General features: G+C 74.7%; 12 protein-coding genes. 5 read left to right on the forward strand and 7 right to left on the reverse strand.

The genetic code is table 11. The features are described 5' to 3' along the window. The first annotated feature begins 104 nt into the window (after positions 1 to 104). Positions 105 to 1061: an endo-beta-N-acetylglucosaminidase H gene (locus ACN20G_RS32610; RefSeq protein ID WP_424216848.1), complete on the forward strand. Its 957-nt coding sequence runs from the start codon at positions 105 to 107 to the stop codon at positions 1059 to 1061. A gap of 1 nt (position 1062) precedes the next feature. On the opposite strand, the gene ACN20G_RS32615 is transcribed toward ACN20G_RS32610, so the two are convergent. Then, positions 1063 to 1425 (reverse strand): peptidoglycan-binding domain-containing protein, encoded by a 363-nt coding sequence (locus tag ACN20G_RS32615; protein ID WP_424216849.1) that lies wholly within the window; start codon positions 1423 to 1425, stop codon positions 1063 to 1065. A gap of 274 nt (positions 1426 to 1699) precedes the next feature. Here ACN20G_RS32615 and ACN20G_RS32620 point away from each other — a divergent pair, with 274 nt between their 5' ends. Then, a complete protein-coding gene (locus ACN20G_RS32620; RefSeq protein ID WP_424216850.1) occupies positions 1700 to 2803 on the forward strand; it encodes an alpha/beta hydrolase in 1104 nt (367 codons plus the stop codon). Between the two features lie 10 nt (positions 2804 to 2813). Here ACN20G_RS32620 and ACN20G_RS32625 read toward each other — a convergent pair whose 3' ends face one another. Next, positions 2814 to 3935, reverse strand: coding sequence for a hypothetical protein (locus tag ACN20G_RS32625; RefSeq protein ID WP_424216851.1), 1122 nt, complete (start codon positions 3933 to 3935; stop codon positions 2814 to 2816). Between the two features lie 163 nt (positions 3936 to 4098). Further along, positions 4099 to 5226, reverse strand: a complete 1128-nt coding sequence (locus ACN20G_RS32630; protein WP_424216852.1) for an NADH:flavin oxidoreductase — start codon at positions 5224 to 5226, stop codon at positions 4099 to 4101. A 247-nt stretch (positions 5227 to 5473) separates the two neighbouring features. Between ACN20G_RS32630 and ACN20G_RS32635 the strand changes: the two genes are divergently transcribed. From ACN20G_RS32635 to ACN20G_RS32645, 3 genes are all read left to right on the forward strand, one after another. Next, complete coding sequence (locus ACN20G_RS32635; protein WP_424216853.1) at positions 5474 to 7105, forward strand: alpha/beta fold hydrolase; 1632 nt, start codon at positions 5474 to 5476, stop codon at positions 7103 to 7105. A 143-nt stretch (positions 7106 to 7248) separates the two neighbouring features. Next, positions 7249 to 7953, forward strand: a complete 705-nt coding sequence (locus ACN20G_RS32640; RefSeq protein ID WP_424216854.1) for a response regulator transcription factor — start codon at positions 7249 to 7251, stop codon at positions 7951 to 7953. Then, positions 7950 to 9383, forward strand: coding sequence for an ATP-binding protein (locus ACN20G_RS32645; RefSeq protein ID WP_424216855.1), 1434 nt, complete (start codon positions 7950 to 7952; stop codon positions 9381 to 9383). The genes ACN20G_RS32640 and ACN20G_RS32645 overlap by 4 nt, the downstream gene beginning before the upstream one ends. A 15-nt stretch (positions 9384 to 9398) precedes the next feature. On the opposite strand, the gene xdhC is transcribed toward ACN20G_RS32645, so the two are convergent. From xdhC to ACN20G_RS32665, 4 genes are all read right to left on the reverse strand, one after another. Then, positions 9399 to 10238 carry a xanthine dehydrogenase accessory protein XdhC gene (xdhC, locus tag ACN20G_RS32650; RefSeq protein ID WP_424217426.1) on the reverse strand — a complete coding sequence of 280 codons (840 nt, stop codon included), beginning with the start codon at positions 10236 to 10238 and terminating at the stop codon, positions 9399 to 9401. 1 nt (position 10239) lies between these two features. Next, positions 10240 to 12639, reverse strand: a complete 2400-nt coding sequence (gene xdhB / locus ACN20G_RS32655; protein ID WP_424216856.1) for a xanthine dehydrogenase molybdopterin binding subunit — start codon at positions 12637 to 12639, stop codon at positions 10240 to 10242. Then, positions 12636 to 14099, reverse strand: a complete 1464-nt coding sequence (locus ACN20G_RS32660; protein ID WP_424216857.1) for a xanthine dehydrogenase small subunit — start codon at positions 14097 to 14099, stop codon at positions 12636 to 12638. Before ACN20G_RS32660 ends, xdhB begins: the two co-directional genes overlap by 4 nt. Positions 14100 to 14605: 506 nt before the next feature. After that, a complete protein-coding gene (locus ACN20G_RS32665; RefSeq protein WP_424216858.1) occupies positions 14606 to 15637 on the reverse strand; it encodes a beta-galactosidase in 1032 nt (343 codons plus the stop codon). Positions 15638 to 15665: the final 28 nt, after the last annotated feature.

The following is a 15665-nucleotide window of genomic DNA, read 5'->3' on the forward strand; positions in this document are numbered from 1 at the left end:
TGGCCTGAAGGTGGTGGTTGTGGGGTGGGGGGTGTTGACGGGGGCGGGGCGGGGCGCGTAGACCGCCTTCGACCGCCACCCCCACGGGACAGGAGTGCACCACGATGACGTACGCACACGGTCGGGCCCTCGGCCGCAGGGGCGCCCTCGGCGTGCTCGGCGCGGCCCTGCTGGCCTTCGGGCCGGCCGCCCTCGCGCCCACCCCCGCCGCCGCCCGCCCCGCTCCCGCCCCCACGCCCGTCGTGGCTCCCGCCGTCGCCAAGCAGGGGCCGGTCTCGGTCGCGTACGTCGAGGTGAACAGCAACAGCATCCTCAACGTCGGCAAGTACACCCTGACCAACGGCGGCGGCAACGCCTTCGACATCGCCGTGATCTTCGCCGCGAACATCAACTACGACACCGCGAAGAAGTCCGCGTACCTGCACTTCAACGAGAACGTGCAGCGTGTCCTCGACAACGCCGCCACCCAGATCCGGCCGCTCCAGGCCAAGGGCATCAAGGTGGTGCTGTCCGTGCTCGGCAACCACGAGGGCGCCGGGTTCGCGAACTTCCCCGACCAGGCAGCCGCCGCCGGTTTCGCCCGGCAGCTCTCGGACACGGTCACGCGCTACGGGCTCGACGGCGTCGACTTCGACGACGAGTACGCCGAGTACGGCAAGAACGGCACCGGCGCCCCCAACGCGTCCTCCTTCGTGCACCTGGTGACCGCGCTGCGGGCGAACCTGCCGAACAAGCTGATCACCCTCTACAACATCGGCCCGGCCGCCGCGCGGCTCTCCTACGGCGGGGTGAACCTCGCCTCGACCTTCGACCACGCCTGGAACCCGTATTACGGGCAGTGGAACGTGCCCAATCTGGGGATGCCCAAGTCCAAGCTGTCCCCGGCCGCCGTCGAGATCGGTCGGACCTCCACCACCACGGCGGCGAGCTTCACCAAGCGGACCGTCTCCGAGGGCTACGGGGTGTACCTCACGTACAACCTGGACGGCGCCGACCGCAGCGCGTACGTGTCCTCCTTCACCCGCGAGCTGTACGGCAGCGCCACCCGCTACACCCCGTAGCTCACTTCGGGTACGGGTCGTAGCAGTCGGCGACGGGGTGGTAGAGGGCCTCCCAGGTGCGTGCCCCCACCACTCCGTCCTTCGGCAGCCCGTGGCAGCCCTGGATCCAGCGGATCTTGCGCGTGGTCGACGGCCCGTACACGCCGTTCGCCTCGACCTTGGGCACGCCGCCCCAGACGTTGCCCAGGCACTGGGCCTGTCTGACCGCCGCCCCGCGCGCGCCCTCCCGCAGGGTCGGGCGGTCGGTGGTCGCCGTGTGCGCACAGTTGCCGGGCACGGCGGCGGCGCCGTCCGTCCCGGTCCCGACCGGGCCCATCAGGGCGAGCCCCAGGGCCGTCACCACCACGCCCGTCGACAGATTCACTCAACCGTCCCCTGTTCGCTCGCACGTTCCCGTGCCCGTCCTCGTTCGAGGGAAGCACCCGGCGACCCCCCTGTCCACGTGACGTCTCCGCAGGTCAGGGCCGGACGGTGGACGGTGACACCCGCGCGGCCGATCGAAAAGGTCCGGTAAAGACGAGAACGGGGGCGCAACGCGCGCGGCGCGGAACCCATCCTTCCCGGTGCGCGTCGAACGTCGGCGCGCACCGGGCGCATCCGTTCGGTTGGCAGATCCTCTCGAAAGCCCCGGGATACCGATGAGCCTGACCGGTGGCGCGCTGCTCGCGTGCGTGCTCGCCCTGACCGCCCTCCTGTTCGCCGGCGCGATCCTCGCCTGGCCCCGGCTCGGCCGGCCCGGCCCGCTGCGGGTCCTGGGCCGGGTGGGCCTGATCGCCCTGATCCAGGTGTGCGTGCTGGCCTCCGCCGGGCTCGTCGCCAACCGCGCCTTCCTCCTGTACGACTCCTGGGCCGATCTGGCCGGCACCCGCCCGGCCCGGCAGGCCACCACCGGCGGCGCCGCCGTGCAGATCCTCGGCCGGATCCCCGCCCGCACCCCCGGCGGCGCGAAACCGCAGGCCGGCGGCGTGGTCGAACGGGTCACGGTGCACGGGGCCACGTCCGGGGCCGCCGCCGAGGCCCTGGTCTACCTGCCGCCGGAGTACTTCAAGGCCGGCGCCGAACACCGTCGCTTCCCCGCCGCCGTCGTCCTCACCGGCTACCCCGGCACCGCCGAGAACCTCGTCAAGGGCCTCGACTACCCCAAGACCGCCTGGAACCTGAGCCGGCAGCACCGCATGGAGCCCACCATCCTCGTGATGACCCGGCCCACCATCTCGGCCCGCAACACCCAGTGCGTCGACGTGCCCGGCGGGCCCCGCGCCGAGAGCTTCTTCGGCACCGACCTCGTACGGGCGATCTCCGGCACCTACCGCACCGCGACCGGCCCCGCCGGCTGGGGCATCATCGGCGACTCCACCGGCGGCTACTGCGCCCTGAAGGTGGGGCTGCAACACCCCGAGACCTACAGCGTCGGCATCGGCCTGTCCGCCGAGTACCGGCCGGAGATCGACCGGGACTCCGGCGACCTGTTCCACGGGAACAAGGCCGAGGAGAACCGCTCCGACCTGCTCTGGTACCTCGACCACACTCCCCGGAAGAAGGGCACCTCCCTGCTGGTGACCTCCTCCCTCCAGGGCGAGCCGAACCTGAGGGAGACCCGCGAGTTCGTCGCCAAGGTCGCCGCCCCGGCCCGGGTCTCCTCGATCCTCCTCGACAGCGGCGGGCACAACTTCAAGACCTGGCGCCGCGAGATCCCCCCGGCCCTGGAGTGGATGGGCAAGCGCCTCACCGCCGGCTCCTGAACCCGCGGCCTCAGCGGGACCAGACGCGCACGCGCTCCCGGTCCCGGTCGTACGTCCACCAGGTCCCGTCCCCGAGCGGCTCCGGGCGCGCGCCGGCCTCGTCGTCCGGGTACGCGAGCAGCCCCACCGGCCGCAGCGTCCCCGCGTCGAGCAGCCAGTGCCGGCCCGGGCCCCGCTCGTCGTCCCAGTCCTCGGTGCCCACCAGCAGCGTCCCCTCGTCCAGGAAGCCGCCCGTCCAGTCGAAACAGGCCGGGAACTCCTCCGGGTCGAAGTCCTCCCCGGAGTCGGGATGCGGCGGGAACAGGCCCTCGGCCGCCACCGCCGCGAGCACCTCCGTGCCGGCCGCCGCCTCCACCGGCAGGGTGCGCACGGCGAGTTCGGCCTGGTCGTGGTCGACCGTCATCAGCAACCGGCCCGACGGGGACACCGACAGGCCCACCAGATCGGCCTGCCCGAAGTCCTCCACCACCGCGCCCGGCTCCGCGCCCCGCACCCAGCGCATCGCGGCCCCGTCCTGCCCGTAGCCGATGCTCGTCACCCACTGCCCCGAGGTCGGGAGCCCGGTCGGGCTCGAACCCGCCGCCCCGCCCGAGTCCGCGTCCCAACGGGCCCGTATCCCGCCCTCCAACGCGTCCAGCAGCCACAACTCCTCCGCCTCGCCGACCGGTTCGGCGCCCGCCGGCGCGCCCGGCACGTGCGCCCACACCAGCCGGCCGTCCGCCGAGAACGCCACCGCGCCGTGCGCCGCGTACCGGTGCGCACGGTCGTCCGCGAACTCCACCGGCGAATCGTGGCCCGGGCACCCCTCCCAGCACCGGTGCCGCACCTCCCACACCGTCCGCCCCGTCGCCACGGCCACCGCCCGCAGCGCGTGCGGACCCGCGAAGACCACGGTCCGGCCGTCGGGGGCGAGCGCGGCCTGCCCGAACTCGTGCGACCACGGCGCGATCAGCCGCTCCGCCGAACCGTCCGGACGCAACACCCGACACTCCCGCCCCGAGCGCACCAACACCAGCGGCCGGCCGCCCGCGCCGGGCAGCACCACGAGGGTGCCCCCGCGCGCCCCCGGCACCTCCACCCTCGCGACCTCCCGCGCCGCCGTCGACGGCACCGAACCGGAATCCACACCCACCACGTCGAACCTCCCACCCGCGCGGGGGCCGACCGAACCGACCCCCTGACCACGCCGACCCTACCCACCCCGCCCCCACCCCCCGACCCCGCCCGCCCCCGGGAAACGGACGCGGCCCGGGCCCCGATCCGGGGGCCCGGGCCGCGTCGTCGGCGGGGCCGCGTCAGCTGAGGGCGGTCAGGGACTTCGCGTCGTACGGGGCCAGGTCCTCGTAGCGGCCGTCGAGGACCTTGCGGGCCCACAGCGGGTCCTGGAGCAGGGCGCGGCCCACGGCCACCATGTCGAACTCCTCGCGTTCCATGCGCTCCAGCAGGTCCTCGATGCCCCGGGTGCCGGAGTCGTGGCCCGCGAACGCGCCGATGAAGTCCCCGTCCAGGCCGACCGAGCCGACGGTGATCACGGGCCGGCCGGTCAGCTTCCGCGTCCAGCCGGCCAGGTTGAGGTCCGAGCCCTCGAACTCGGGGGTCCAGTAACGGCGGGTGGAGGCGTGGAACACGTCCACCCCGGCCTCCGCCAGCGGTTCGAGGATCGCCGCGAGCTCCTGCGGGGTCTCGGCCAGCCGGGCCTCGTACGCCTCCTGCTTCCACTGCGAGAAGCGGAAGATCACCGGGAACCCGGGGGAGACCGCGCCGCGGATCGCGGCGACGATCTCGGCGGCGAACCGGGTCCGGGCCACGGCGTCCCCGCCGTAGGAGTCCTCGCGACGGTTGGTGAACCCCCACAGGAACTGGTCCAGCAGGTAGCCGTGCGCCCCGTGCACCTCCACCCCGTCGAAACCGAGCCGCTCCGCGTCCTTCGCGGCCTGCGCGTACGCCCCGATCACCGCGTCCACGTCGCCCTGGGTCATCGCCTTGCCCGCGCCCTCCGCGCCGCCGACCGTGATCCCCGAGGGGCCCACCGGCGGGGCCTCGGCGAACGGCGGCCGGCCGGGCTCGCGGACCATGCCGATGTGCCACAGCTGCGGGACGATGGTGCCGCCCGCCGCGTGCACGTCCTCGGCCACCCGCGCCCACCCGGCCAACTGCTCCTCGCCGTGGAAGCGCGGCACACGGCTGCTGTTGCCGGCCGACTCGTGGCCGACGTAGGTGCCCTCGGTGATGATCAGGCCCACGCCCGCCGCCGCCCGCCGGGCGTAGTAGGAGCGGACGTCCTCGCCGGGTATGCCGTTCGGCGAGAACATGCGCGTCATCGGGGCCATCGCGATGCGGTTGGGCACGGTCAGGCCGTTCAACGCGAGGGGACGGGAGAGGATCTCGGCCGCGCGGGTCGCGGACGGGGCGCCATCGGTCACGAAACTGCTCCTTCTCGGGTGCCCACGCGGTGCGTGGACGGGGGTGCGGGCAACGATCGAACGCGGTGGAGGCAACCGTTCCGGCCGGCGGCCCATTCCGGGAACCCGGACTTTCGACCTGTGATCCGGACCACTCCCAGCGCGCCGGACGCTTTCTTACACGCCTTTGCCGCCGCTCTGCCGCCGCCCTGCGGCCCGTCCGTGATCGTCGTGTCCACACACGGAGCACGAGGAACGGAGCGGGCCGATGGGGTTCACGGGAACCAAGGGGTGGACGAGGGCGGGAGCCCTGCTGGGGGCCCTCGCGATCGCGACGACGCTGCTGCCGGTCGCGAGCGCGGCGGCGACCGGCCGACCGACCTCGGGACCGGCGCACGTACGGACCGTCCCCGACCCGACGCCGGCGGGCACCGCGCCGAAGAGCGTGCCCGCCGCCGACCCCGGGACCTGGTGCCCGACCGTGCCCGGACACCGCGTGGACTGCGGGCTTCAGACCCGCCCGCTCGTCGTCGACAGGCCCGGACTCGGCACGATCGACGTGGCCTTCGCCGTGGTCCGGCACTCCGGTCCCGGCCCCGCCAAGGGCACCGTCGCCGTCAACCCCGGCGGCCCCGGCGAATCCCTCGTCGACGGCGCCCCGTACGTGACCCCCCTTCTCTCCGGGCTGCTCCGCGAACACGACCTGCTGCTCGTGGACCCGCGCGGCACCGGCCGCTCCGAACGGCTGGAGTGCGGACTCACCGACGCCGACCTCCGCTTCGCCGACCGCGCCGCACAACGCGCCGCCGTCGCCCGCTGCGGCCGGGCCCTCGGCCCCCGCGTCGCCGCCTACACCAGCGCCGCCACCGCCGACGACATCGACGCGATCCGCGCCCGCCTCGGCGTCCCCCGCCTCACCCTCTACGGCCTCTCCTACGGCACCTACCTGATGCCGGTGTACGCGAGCCGACACCCCGAACGGGTCCGGAACATGGTCCTCTCCGGCGCCTACCCCCTCGACTTCGACCCGCTGTCCCGCCCCGGCGCCCAGGCCGTCTCCCTCGCCGTGCGCCGGATCTGCGACCGCGCCGCGCCCACCGCCGGCGGACGCCCGGCCTGCGACGGCCGGCAGGCCGTGCGCGACCTCGCCACGACGGCGGCCCGCCTCCGGGACCGGCCGCTGAGGACGACCGTGCCCCTGGCCGGCACCGACCGCACCCGCACCCTGCTCCTCACCGAGGGCAAACTCGCCAACCTCGCCTTCGAGTCCGCGAGTTCCGGAGTCGGCGCGGACCCCACCGCGCCCTCCCTCCTCGGCAACCTGCCGCAGGCCCTCAACCGCTTCGCGCACGGCGACACCAAGCCCCTCCTCGACCTCGTGCGCGCCGAGTACACCGGGGCCGACGACGCCGACCAGGCCCCGTACACGGCCGTGGTCTGCAACGACTACCGCACCGCCTGGTCGCCGGAGGCCGGCCCCGCCGAACGCCGCCGGCAGTACCGGGCCGCGCTCGCGGGCACCGCGCCCGGCGAGTTCGGCGCGTTCTCCCCGCGCGGCTACCTGGAGGGCCCCACCGACGGCGGCGACCTGTGCCTGGACTGGCCGCGCGAGCACGCCCCCGACCGACAGCCGATCCGACCGGCCCTGCCCCGGGTGCCCGTGCTGGTCCTCTCCGGGGACCTCGACGCCAACACCCCCGAGGCCAACGGACGCCGCGCCGCCGCGAAGTTCCCCGGCGCCGTCTTCGTGCCCGTGCGCAACACCGGGCACGTGCCGGAGCTCTCGGCCGACGGGTGCGCCGTCGAACTCTCCACCCGCTTCGTGACCACCGGCACGGTCGGCGACACCTCGTGCGCCCGCCGCACCCCGCCGATCGCCGTCACCCCCGTCCGCCGCTGACCCGGGGACACGCGGTGCACACGGCGACCGAAGCGACCGAAGCGACCCTGGTTCGGGATTGCCCGCACGAGCGCGAGCACGAGCACGAGCGTGCGGACCGGGCCGGTGGCGGACGGGCCGCCGCCGGCCCGCAAGATGATCACATGACAGAGACGATCGCGGCGGGCCGCACGGTGCTCGTCGCCGAGGACGACCCGGGCGTACGGGCCACGCTGGAACAGTTGTTGCGCTTCGAGGGCTACCGGGTGGTGGCCGCCCCCGACGGGGCCGTCGCCCTGGACCTGACGGAGTCCGAACGCCCGGACCTGGCGATCGTGGACGTGGTCATGCCCCGCCTCGACGGCCTCTCCCTGTGCCGCGCCCTGCGCCGGCGCGGCGAGCGCCTGCCGGTGCTCGTGCTGACCGCCCGCGACCAGATCGGCGACCGGGTGGCCGGCCTCGACGCCGGCGCCGACGACTACCTGGCCAAACCCTTCGCCGTCGAGGAACTCCTGGCCCGGATCCGGGCCCTGCTGCGACGCACCGACCCGCCCGCCGAGACCGGCGCGCTGCGCGTCGAGGACCTGCTGCTGGACCCGGCCGCCCGCCGCGCCGAGCGGGCCGGCCGCGAACTCGACCTGACGAAGACCGAGTTCGACGTGCTGGAACTGCTGATGGAGAACCGGGGCACGGTGCTCACCCGGGCCCGGATCTACGAGCTGATCTGGGGCTTCGGCTTCGACACCGCCAGCCGCTCCCTCGACGTGTACATCGGCTACCTGCGGCGCAAGACGGAGGAGCACGGCGCGCCCCGCCTGATCCACACGGTCCGCAACGTCGGCTTCACCGTCCGGGCGGGTGCGACGTGAGCCCCGGCGCCCGGACCCGTACCCTCCGCCGCGCCGTCCGGGCCCGGTCGCTGCGGGCCCGCGTGATGTGCGTGGTGGTCGCCGCGACCGTGCTGGCCATGTCGCTGGCCGCGTTCGTCGCCTACCGGGGCGTCGGCGGACTGCTCGGCGAGGAACTGGAACACGCCCTCGTGGACCGCGCCCGCACCGACCTCGTGGTGCTGGACGCCGGCCGGGTGCCGCCCTCGCGCCCCGGCACCGTCGAACAGGTCCTGGCGCCCGACGGCCGCGTGCGCCCCCTGACCGGGCCCGACGCGGTACGGCTGCCGGTGTCGGCCGGGGCCCGGGAGGTGGCCCGGAGCGGCGCCGGCGAGAGCCGCGAGGACCTCGTCGCCGCCGACGGGGTCGAATACGGCATCCTCACCCTGCCCATGCCGGGCCGCGCCGAGGGCGCGCTCATGGTCGGCCAGAGCTACGCGGGCGCCCAACGCCTGGACACCGCCTTCCAGTGGCGGATCGCCGGCACCACGGCCGCCGCCACCGGCGCGGCCGTGCTCCTCGGCTGGCTCGTGCTGGGCCGGGTCCTGCGCCCGGTGCGCCGACTGGCCCGGTCGGTGCGCCGGATCACCGACACCGGGGACCTGGCCGCGCCGCTTCCGCCGGCCGGGGACGACGAGATCGGGCAGCTGACGGCGGACGTGGCCGCGATGCTGGCGGCGCTGCGGCGCTCGCGGGCGGCCCAGCGGCAGCTCGTGCAGGACGCGGGGCACGAACTGCGCACCCCGCTCACCTCGATCCGGGGCAGCGCCGAGCTCCTGCAACGGGCCCGGGGCCGGTTGGCGGCGGCGGACGAGGCGCAGGTGCTGGACACGCTCGTCGCCGAGACCGCCGCGCTGGACGGGTTGGTGCGGGAGATCGTGGAACTGGCCGGGGACCGGCACGTGGGCGAACGGCCCGCGATCCTGTCCCTGGGCGTGGAGGCGCGCGAGGCGGCCGAGCGCTGGCGCCGCCGCACCGGACGCCCGATCACGGTGACCGGACCGGATCCGGAGCGGGCGGGGCCGTGGGTGCGGGCGCGGCCGGGGGCGCTGCGGCGCTGCCTGGACAACCTGCTGGGCAACGCCGTGAAGTTCGGGCCCGAGGGCTCCCCGGTGACGGTGCGGGTGACGGCGGACGGCGGAGTGGTCGTCGAGGACCGGGGCCCCGGCATCCCGGCGGCCGAACGCCGGGCCGTGTTCGACCGCTTCCACCGGGGTCCGGGGACCCAGGGCACCCCGGGCTCGGGCCTGGGGCTGGCGATCGTGCGGGATCTGGTGACCCTGGACGGCGGCACCGTCCTCGCGGACGCCGCGCCCGGCGGCGGGGCCGCCGTCGGCTTCCGGTTGCCCCGGGTGCCCGGGCCGGCCCCCGCCGCCGGCCCCGGCCCCGCCCCGGTCGACACGGGGCGGTGACGGGAGGGCGGGAGGTCAGACTCCGCTCGCGGCCGGGGCGGTGTCCGGGGTCGGGGTCTGTTCGAAGGCGCGCAGCAGGTCCGCCGCGATGCTGACGGCGATCACGGCGGGCTCCTTGCCCGTGATGCCGGGGATCCCGATCGGGGTCTTGATCCGGTCGATGGTCTCGGCGTCGTGCCCGCCCTCGGCGGCCAGTCGGCGCCGGAACCGGGTCCACTTGGCGGCCGAGCCGATCAGGCCGATGGAGCCGAGGCCGGGGGTGCGCAGGGCGGCGTCGCACAGGGCGGCGTCCTCGGCGTGGTCGTGCGTCATGATCAGCACGTGGGTGCCGGGCGGGAGTTCGGCGAGGACCTCCTCCGGCAACAGTGGGGTGTGCCGCACGTGCACGTGGGCCGCCGCGTCGGCGAGGACCCCGAGGCGTTCCTCGGCGAGCATCGGGGCCCGCGAGTCGACGAGGTACAGGTCGAGGTCGTGCCGGGCCAGGACCCGCGCGAGTTCCAGCCCCACGTGCCCGACGCCGAACACGGCGACGGCCTGCACCACCGGGAGCGGTTCGAGCAGGATGGTCACGGCGCCGCCGCAGCACTGCACCCCGTGCGGGCCCGTCACCTTGTCGTTGAGCGCGAAGTCCATCAACTCGGGCTCGCCGCCGGGCTGTTCGAGCAGTTCGCGGGCCCGGTCGATGGCGACGGCCTCGATGTTGCCGCCGCCGATGGACCCCCAGGTGTCGGCGCGGCCCACGACGAGTTTGGCGCCGGCCTTGCGGGGGGCGTGGCCGCGCACGGCCGCGACGGTCACGAGCACGCCGGGTTCCCGGCGTGTCCGCAACCGCGCGACCGCGGCGGTCCATGTCATGTCAGACATGGCTCAGGGTGCTCGTCTCCCGCGGGCGCCCTTCCCCGGCGCCGGGGGCCGGCGCCTCGGTCGGGCCGGCCTCGCGGGCCGATTCCAGGGCCCAGTACACGGCCTCCGGGGTGGCCGGGGAGGCCAGTTCCACGGAGGTGCCGGCGGGCCCGAAGGCGGCGGCGGCCTGGCGCAGGGCCTCGCGGACGGAGAACGCGAGCATCAGCGGGGGCTCGCCGACCGCCTTGGAGCCGTACACGGCCCCTTCCTCGGTGGCGTTCTCCAGCAGCCGCACGTGGAACTCCTCGGGCATCTCGGAGAAGCTCGGCAGCTTGTAGGTGCTCGCGGCCTGCGTGAGCAGCCGGCCGCGGGCGGGGCCGTCGCCGGCGTCCCAGCGCAGGTCCTCCAGGGTGAGCCAGCCGGCGCCCTGGACGAACCCGCCCTCCACCTGACCGATGTCGATCATGGGGGAGAGGCTGTCGCCCACGTCGTGCACGATGTCCACGCGCCGGATCCGGTAGGCGCCGGTGAACCCGTCGACCTCGACCTCGGCGGCGGCGGCCCCGTAGGAGAAGTACTTGAACGGGGAGCCGCGGAAGGTGCCCGCGTTCCAGTGCAGGCCCTCGGTGCGGTAGAAGCCGGCGGCAGAGAGCTGCACGCGCTGGAAGTACGCGGTGCGCACCAGGTCGTCCCAGGCCAGTTCCTTCTCCGAGCCCAGGGCGCGGGCGACGCCCTCGACGATCCGCACGTCGGGGGCGGGCGCGCCGAGCTGTCCGGCCGCCACCACGAGGAGGCGTTCGCGGAGCTGTTCGCAGGCGTTCTTGACGGCGGCGCCGTTGAGGTCCGCGCCGGCGCTGGCGGCGGTGGCGGAGGTGTTGGGCACCTTGTCGGTGCGGGTGGGGGCCAGGCGCACCTTGTGCAGGGGGATGCCCAGGGTGGTCGCGGCGACCTGCATCATCTTGGTGTGCAGGCCCTGGCCCATCTCGGTGCCGCCGTGGTTGATCAGGACGGAGCCGTCCTTGTAGATCAGCACGAGGGCGCCGCCCTGGTTGAAGGCGGTGAGGTTGAAGGAGATCCCGAACTTGATGCCGGTGACCGCCAGGGCCCGCTTGGTGTGCGGGTGGGCGGCGTTGAACTCCTCGATCTCGCGCCGGCGGGCGTCGGCGTCGGCGTCCTGAAGCACCTGCTCCCACACGGCGGAGATCCGCTCGGGGTGCAGCACGGGCTGGCCGTAGGGGGTGGCCTGGCCGGCGGCGTAGAAGTTGCGGGCGCGCAGTTCGGCCGGGTCGAGGCCGAGGAGGGGGGCGCAGCGGCCCAGGATGTCCTCGATGACGAGCATGCCCTGGGGGCCGCCGAAGCCGCGGAAGGCGGTGTTGGAGACCTTGTTGGTGCGGGCGATGCGGCCGGCGACGCGCGCGTTGGGGATCCAGTACGTGTTGTCGATGTGGCACAGGGCGCGGGCCACGACCGGTTCGGACAGGTCCAGGCTCCAGCCGCCGTCGGCGGTGAGGGTGGCGTCCAGGGCGCGGATCCGGCCGTCGGCGTCGAAGCCGATCTTCCAGGCGGCGTGGAAGCCGTGCCGCTTGCCGGACATGGTGAGGTCCTGGGTGCGGGTCAGGCGGACGCGGACGGGCCGGCCGGTGATCAGGGCGCCGAGGGCGGCGACGGCCGCGAAGCCGTGCGGCTGCATCTCCTTGCCGCCGAAGCCGCCGCCCATCCGCAGGCACTGCACGGTCACCTCGTGGCTGTGCAGGCCCAGGACGTGGGCCACGATCTCCTGGGTCTCGGAGGGGTGCTGGGTGCTGCTCTGCACGAACACCTGCCCGCCCTCGTCGATCAGGGCCAGCGCGGCGTGCGTCTCCAGGTAGAAGTGCTCCTGGTCGGAGAAGCGGAACTCGCCGGTGAACACGTGCGCGGAGTCGGCGAGGCCGGATTCCACGTCGCCGGTGGTCATCAGGGGGCGGGCGCCGTGGAAGCTCTCCGTCGCGATGGCCTCGTCGAGGGTGATGACGGAGGGCAGTTCCTCCAGGTCGACCTCGACGGCGGCGGCGCCGATCCGGGCGGCCTCCAGGGTCTCGCCGAGCACCCAGGCCACGGCGTGGCCGTGGAACATGACCTCGTCGGGGAAGAGGGGTTCGTCGTGCTTCATGCCGGCGTCGTTGACGCCGGGCACGTCCGCGCCGGTCAGGACGCGGACCACGCCGGGCACGGCGAGGGCGGTCTCGACGCGGATCGCGCGGATCCGGCCGTGGGCCTTCATCACCTGCACGGGGTGGGCGTGCAGCACGTCCTTGGTGCGGTGCACGAGGTCGTCGGTGTAGAGGGCGCCGCCGGTGACGTGCAGATGGGCGCTCTCGTGCGGCATGGACACGCCGACGACGGGCTTCTCGGGACGCTGGGACAACTGGCTCATGACGAGACCGCCTCGGTGGTTCGTGCGTACAGCTTCGACAGGCTCCGGCCGAGCATCGCGGAGCGGTAGAGGGCGCTCGCGCGGTGGTCGTCCATGGGCGTGCCCTCGGAGCGCAGGACCGCGGCGGCGGCGGTGACGGTCGCCTCCGACCACGGCAGGCCCTCCAGGGCGGCCTCGGTGCGCAGGGCGCGGATCGGGGTGGCGGCCACGCCGCCGAGGCCGATGCGGGCCTTGCGCACGACGCCGTCCTCGATGTCGAGGGCGAAGGCGACGGCGACGCTGGAGATGTCGTCGAACCGGCGCTTGGCGATCTTGTGGAAGGCGGTGACGGGGGACAGCGGCAGCGGGATCCGGACGGCCCGGATCAGCTCGTCGGGACGGCGCACGGACTGACGGTAGCCGGTGAAGTACTCGGCCAGCGGCACCTCGCGCTCGCCGTCGGCGTCGGCGAGGACCACCGACGCCTCCAGCGCCAGCAGCGCCGGCGGGCTGTCGCCGATGGGCGAGCCGGTGCCGAGGTTGCCGCCGAGGGTGGCGCCGTTGCGGATGAGGCGGGAGGCGAACAGCGGGAAGAGCTCGGCCAGCAGCGGGACCCGGCCGGCCAGCCGGCGTTCGATCTCGGTGAGGGTCAGGGCCGCGCCGATCTCGACGTGCGTGTCGGTGAGCTCCAGGCCGCGCAGTTCGGCGAGCCGGTCGACGGCGATCACGCAGGCCGCGCGCCGGGAGCGGATGTTGACCTCGACGCCCCAGTCGGTGCTGCCGGCGACCACGGTGGCCTCGGGGCGGGCCCGCAGCAGCTCCAGGGTCTCGGCGAGGGTGCCGGGACGCAGGAACTCGGCGCCGTCGGCGGCGTAGGCGGTCGCGGCCGGGGCGGGCGGGGCCTGCTCGCGGCGACGGGCCAGGGCGTCGTCCTCGGCGGGGGAGCCGACGGCGAACGCGGCGTCGCGGATGGGCCGGTAGCCCGTGCAGCGGCACAGGTTGCCGCTCAGGGAGTGCAGGTCGAAGCCGTTGGGGCCGTGCTCGTGGTCCGGGCAGGCGTCCTCGGCGGCCGGGGCGCGGTCGGACCGGTAGTACTCGGCGGCCATGCTGCACGCGAAACCGGGGGTGCAGTAGCCGCACTGCGAGCCGCCGCGCTCCGCCAGTTCCTTCTGCACGGGGTGGAGCACGGGCGGGGCGCCGGCCGCGTCGGCGGGCGTGGCCAGGCCCTCGGAGGTGATGACCTCCTGCCCGTCGAGCGCCGCCGCCGGGATCAGGCAGGCGTTGACGGCCACCCAGTCGGTGGGCTTGTCCACGCCGGGCCGCGCGACGAGGATCGAGCACGCGCCGCACTCGCCCTCCGCGCACCCTTCCTTGGTGCCGGTCAGACCGCGTTCGCGCAGGAAGTCCAGGGCCGTGGTGTGCGGCGCGGCCGGCGCGATGTCCTTTTCCTCACCGTTCACGGTGATGCGGGCGGAGGTCACGATCGGCCTCCGCTCGCACGCGGGATCGGTCGGGCATACGTCAACGCCATGGGCAGGAGCTTTCTGTGATCGGTGACGCGCCTCCCCGCGCGGGCGGACCACGACGCCTGCGGGGCGTGCCGGATCCGGGGCGGGGAGACGAAAAGGGGTGCGAACGGTGTGAAGTACGCGAAAAGGCGTCGGCGCGCGCGGGCGCGTCGAGGCGGGCGCGTCGGAGCGCGCCGGGGCACGGCGTCAGGAGCCGTGGGCGACACGACCCGGGGTCCAGGCGATCTGGCGGGACAGGCTGGGGAGTTCGCGGTGAACGGACATCCGACGACAGCCTCCTTCCAGACGCGCACGGGTCGGCTGGTCGAACGTACGCCGGTGTTCGTTCACCGGTCAAGCACTCTCTTGGTTGATTGTCCGAGCCCACCATCGGACCCTCCGACAGCCCTCGTAGGAGTCACCGAGAACCCCGCCCCGGCCCGGGTCCCGCCCCGTGCGATCCGGGCCGACCATTGCCCCTATTCCGGCGGGAAAGGGGTGGGGCGGCCCAGGTCGGGGCGGTCGCGCAGGGACAGTCCCGGGCCGGGGCGGTCCAGTTCGAGGACGAGGAGCTCGTCCGGCCCGGCCCCCGGGTCCGGCCCGCCGGAGCGCCACAGCGGCGCCGGCGCGTACAGGGTGCGCTGCGGGCCGCGCGGCGCGTCGTAGTGCCCCAGCAGGAACCCGTTCAGCCAGATCAGGCCCGTGCCCCAGCCCGCGGTGTCGACGAAACCGTCGGCCGGCGGGTGCTCGGCGAGATGGGTGAACCGGTGCAGGGAGAGCCGGCCGGGACGCGGCGGCTCGGCTCCCGCCGGATCCCGCACGGCGGCGTGCAGGCGCACGGTGTCCTCGGCGTCGAACGGCAGCCGGCGGACCTCCCACGTGAACAGGTGCTGCCGGCCCGGGCGCACCCCGCGCCCGATGCCCTTGCGGTCCGCGAGCAGCGGCCCGTAGTTGACCCGACCCCGGGCCAGGACCAGCAGGTCCAGGACCACACCGGCCGGGCCGACGGCCGGTTCGGGCCCCTCGTCGGGCCGTTCGCGGTCCAGGACGCCCAACGGGACCCCGTCGGCGAACGCGTACGCCCGGTCGCCGAGCCCGTCCACGCGCAACGGTTCGGCCGGGCGGGGCCCGCCGATCCGCGTCCGGTAGTGGATCATGCCCCGGTCCTGGCCCACCCGTTCCATGGACTCCGGGACCGCCCGCCGCAGCGGACCCCCGGCCGGCGAGGGCAGGGTGTCGAGCAGGCCCAACAGGTCGGCGGACCCGGCCGGGACCGCCGCCGCCGGCCGCATCCGGGCCGGCGGCCCCGGCAACGGACCCTCGGGCAGCGGCAGGTACCGGCCGATGACCTCGCGCAGGGCGTGGAACCTGGGGGTCAGCTCCCCGGCCTCGCCGATCGGCGCGTCGTAGTCGTAGCTGGTGACGGTGGGCTGGTGACCGGGGCCCTCGGGGCGGACCCCGGTGTGGTTGGCGCCCGCCCAGAACCCGAAGTTGGTGCCGCCGTGTGCCATCTCTGATCTTGCGTGGGTGTCCCCGGCT

The sequence above is a fragment of the Streptomyces dryopteridis genome (genome assembly GCF_049606955.1).
Classification (GTDB): Bacteria; Actinomycetota; Actinomycetes; order Streptomycetales; family Streptomycetaceae; genus Streptomyces.

What these genes read in the sequence shown, in the direction of transcription:
- xdhC (WP_424217426.1), bottom strand. Translation starts at nt 10,238, where the DNA reads ATGACATGGACCGCCGCGGTCGCGCGGTTGCGGACACGCCGGGAACCC.
- ACN20G_RS32635 (WP_424216853.1), top strand. Translation starts at nt 5,474, where the DNA reads ATGGGGTTCACGGGAACCAAGGGGTGGACGAGGGCGGGAGCCCTGCTG.
- ACN20G_RS32640 (WP_424216854.1), top strand. Translation starts at nt 7,249, where the DNA reads ATGACAGAGACGATCGCGGCGGGCCGCACGGTGCTCGTCGCCGAGGAC.
- ACN20G_RS32665 (WP_424216858.1), bottom strand. Translation starts at nt 15,637, where the DNA reads ATGGCACACGGCGGCACCAACTTCGGGTTCTGGGCGGGCGCCAACCAC.
- ACN20G_RS32610 (WP_424216848.1), top strand. Translation starts at nt 105, where the DNA reads ATGACGTACGCACACGGTCGGGCCCTCGGCCGCAGGGGCGCCCTCGGC.
- xdhB (WP_424216856.1), bottom strand. Translation starts at nt 12,639, where the DNA reads ATGAGCCAGTTGTCCCAGCGTCCCGAGAAGCCCGTCGTCGGCGTGTCC.
- ACN20G_RS32620 (WP_424216850.1), top strand. Translation starts at nt 1,700, where the DNA reads ATGAGCCTGACCGGTGGCGCGCTGCTCGCGTGCGTGCTCGCCCTGACC.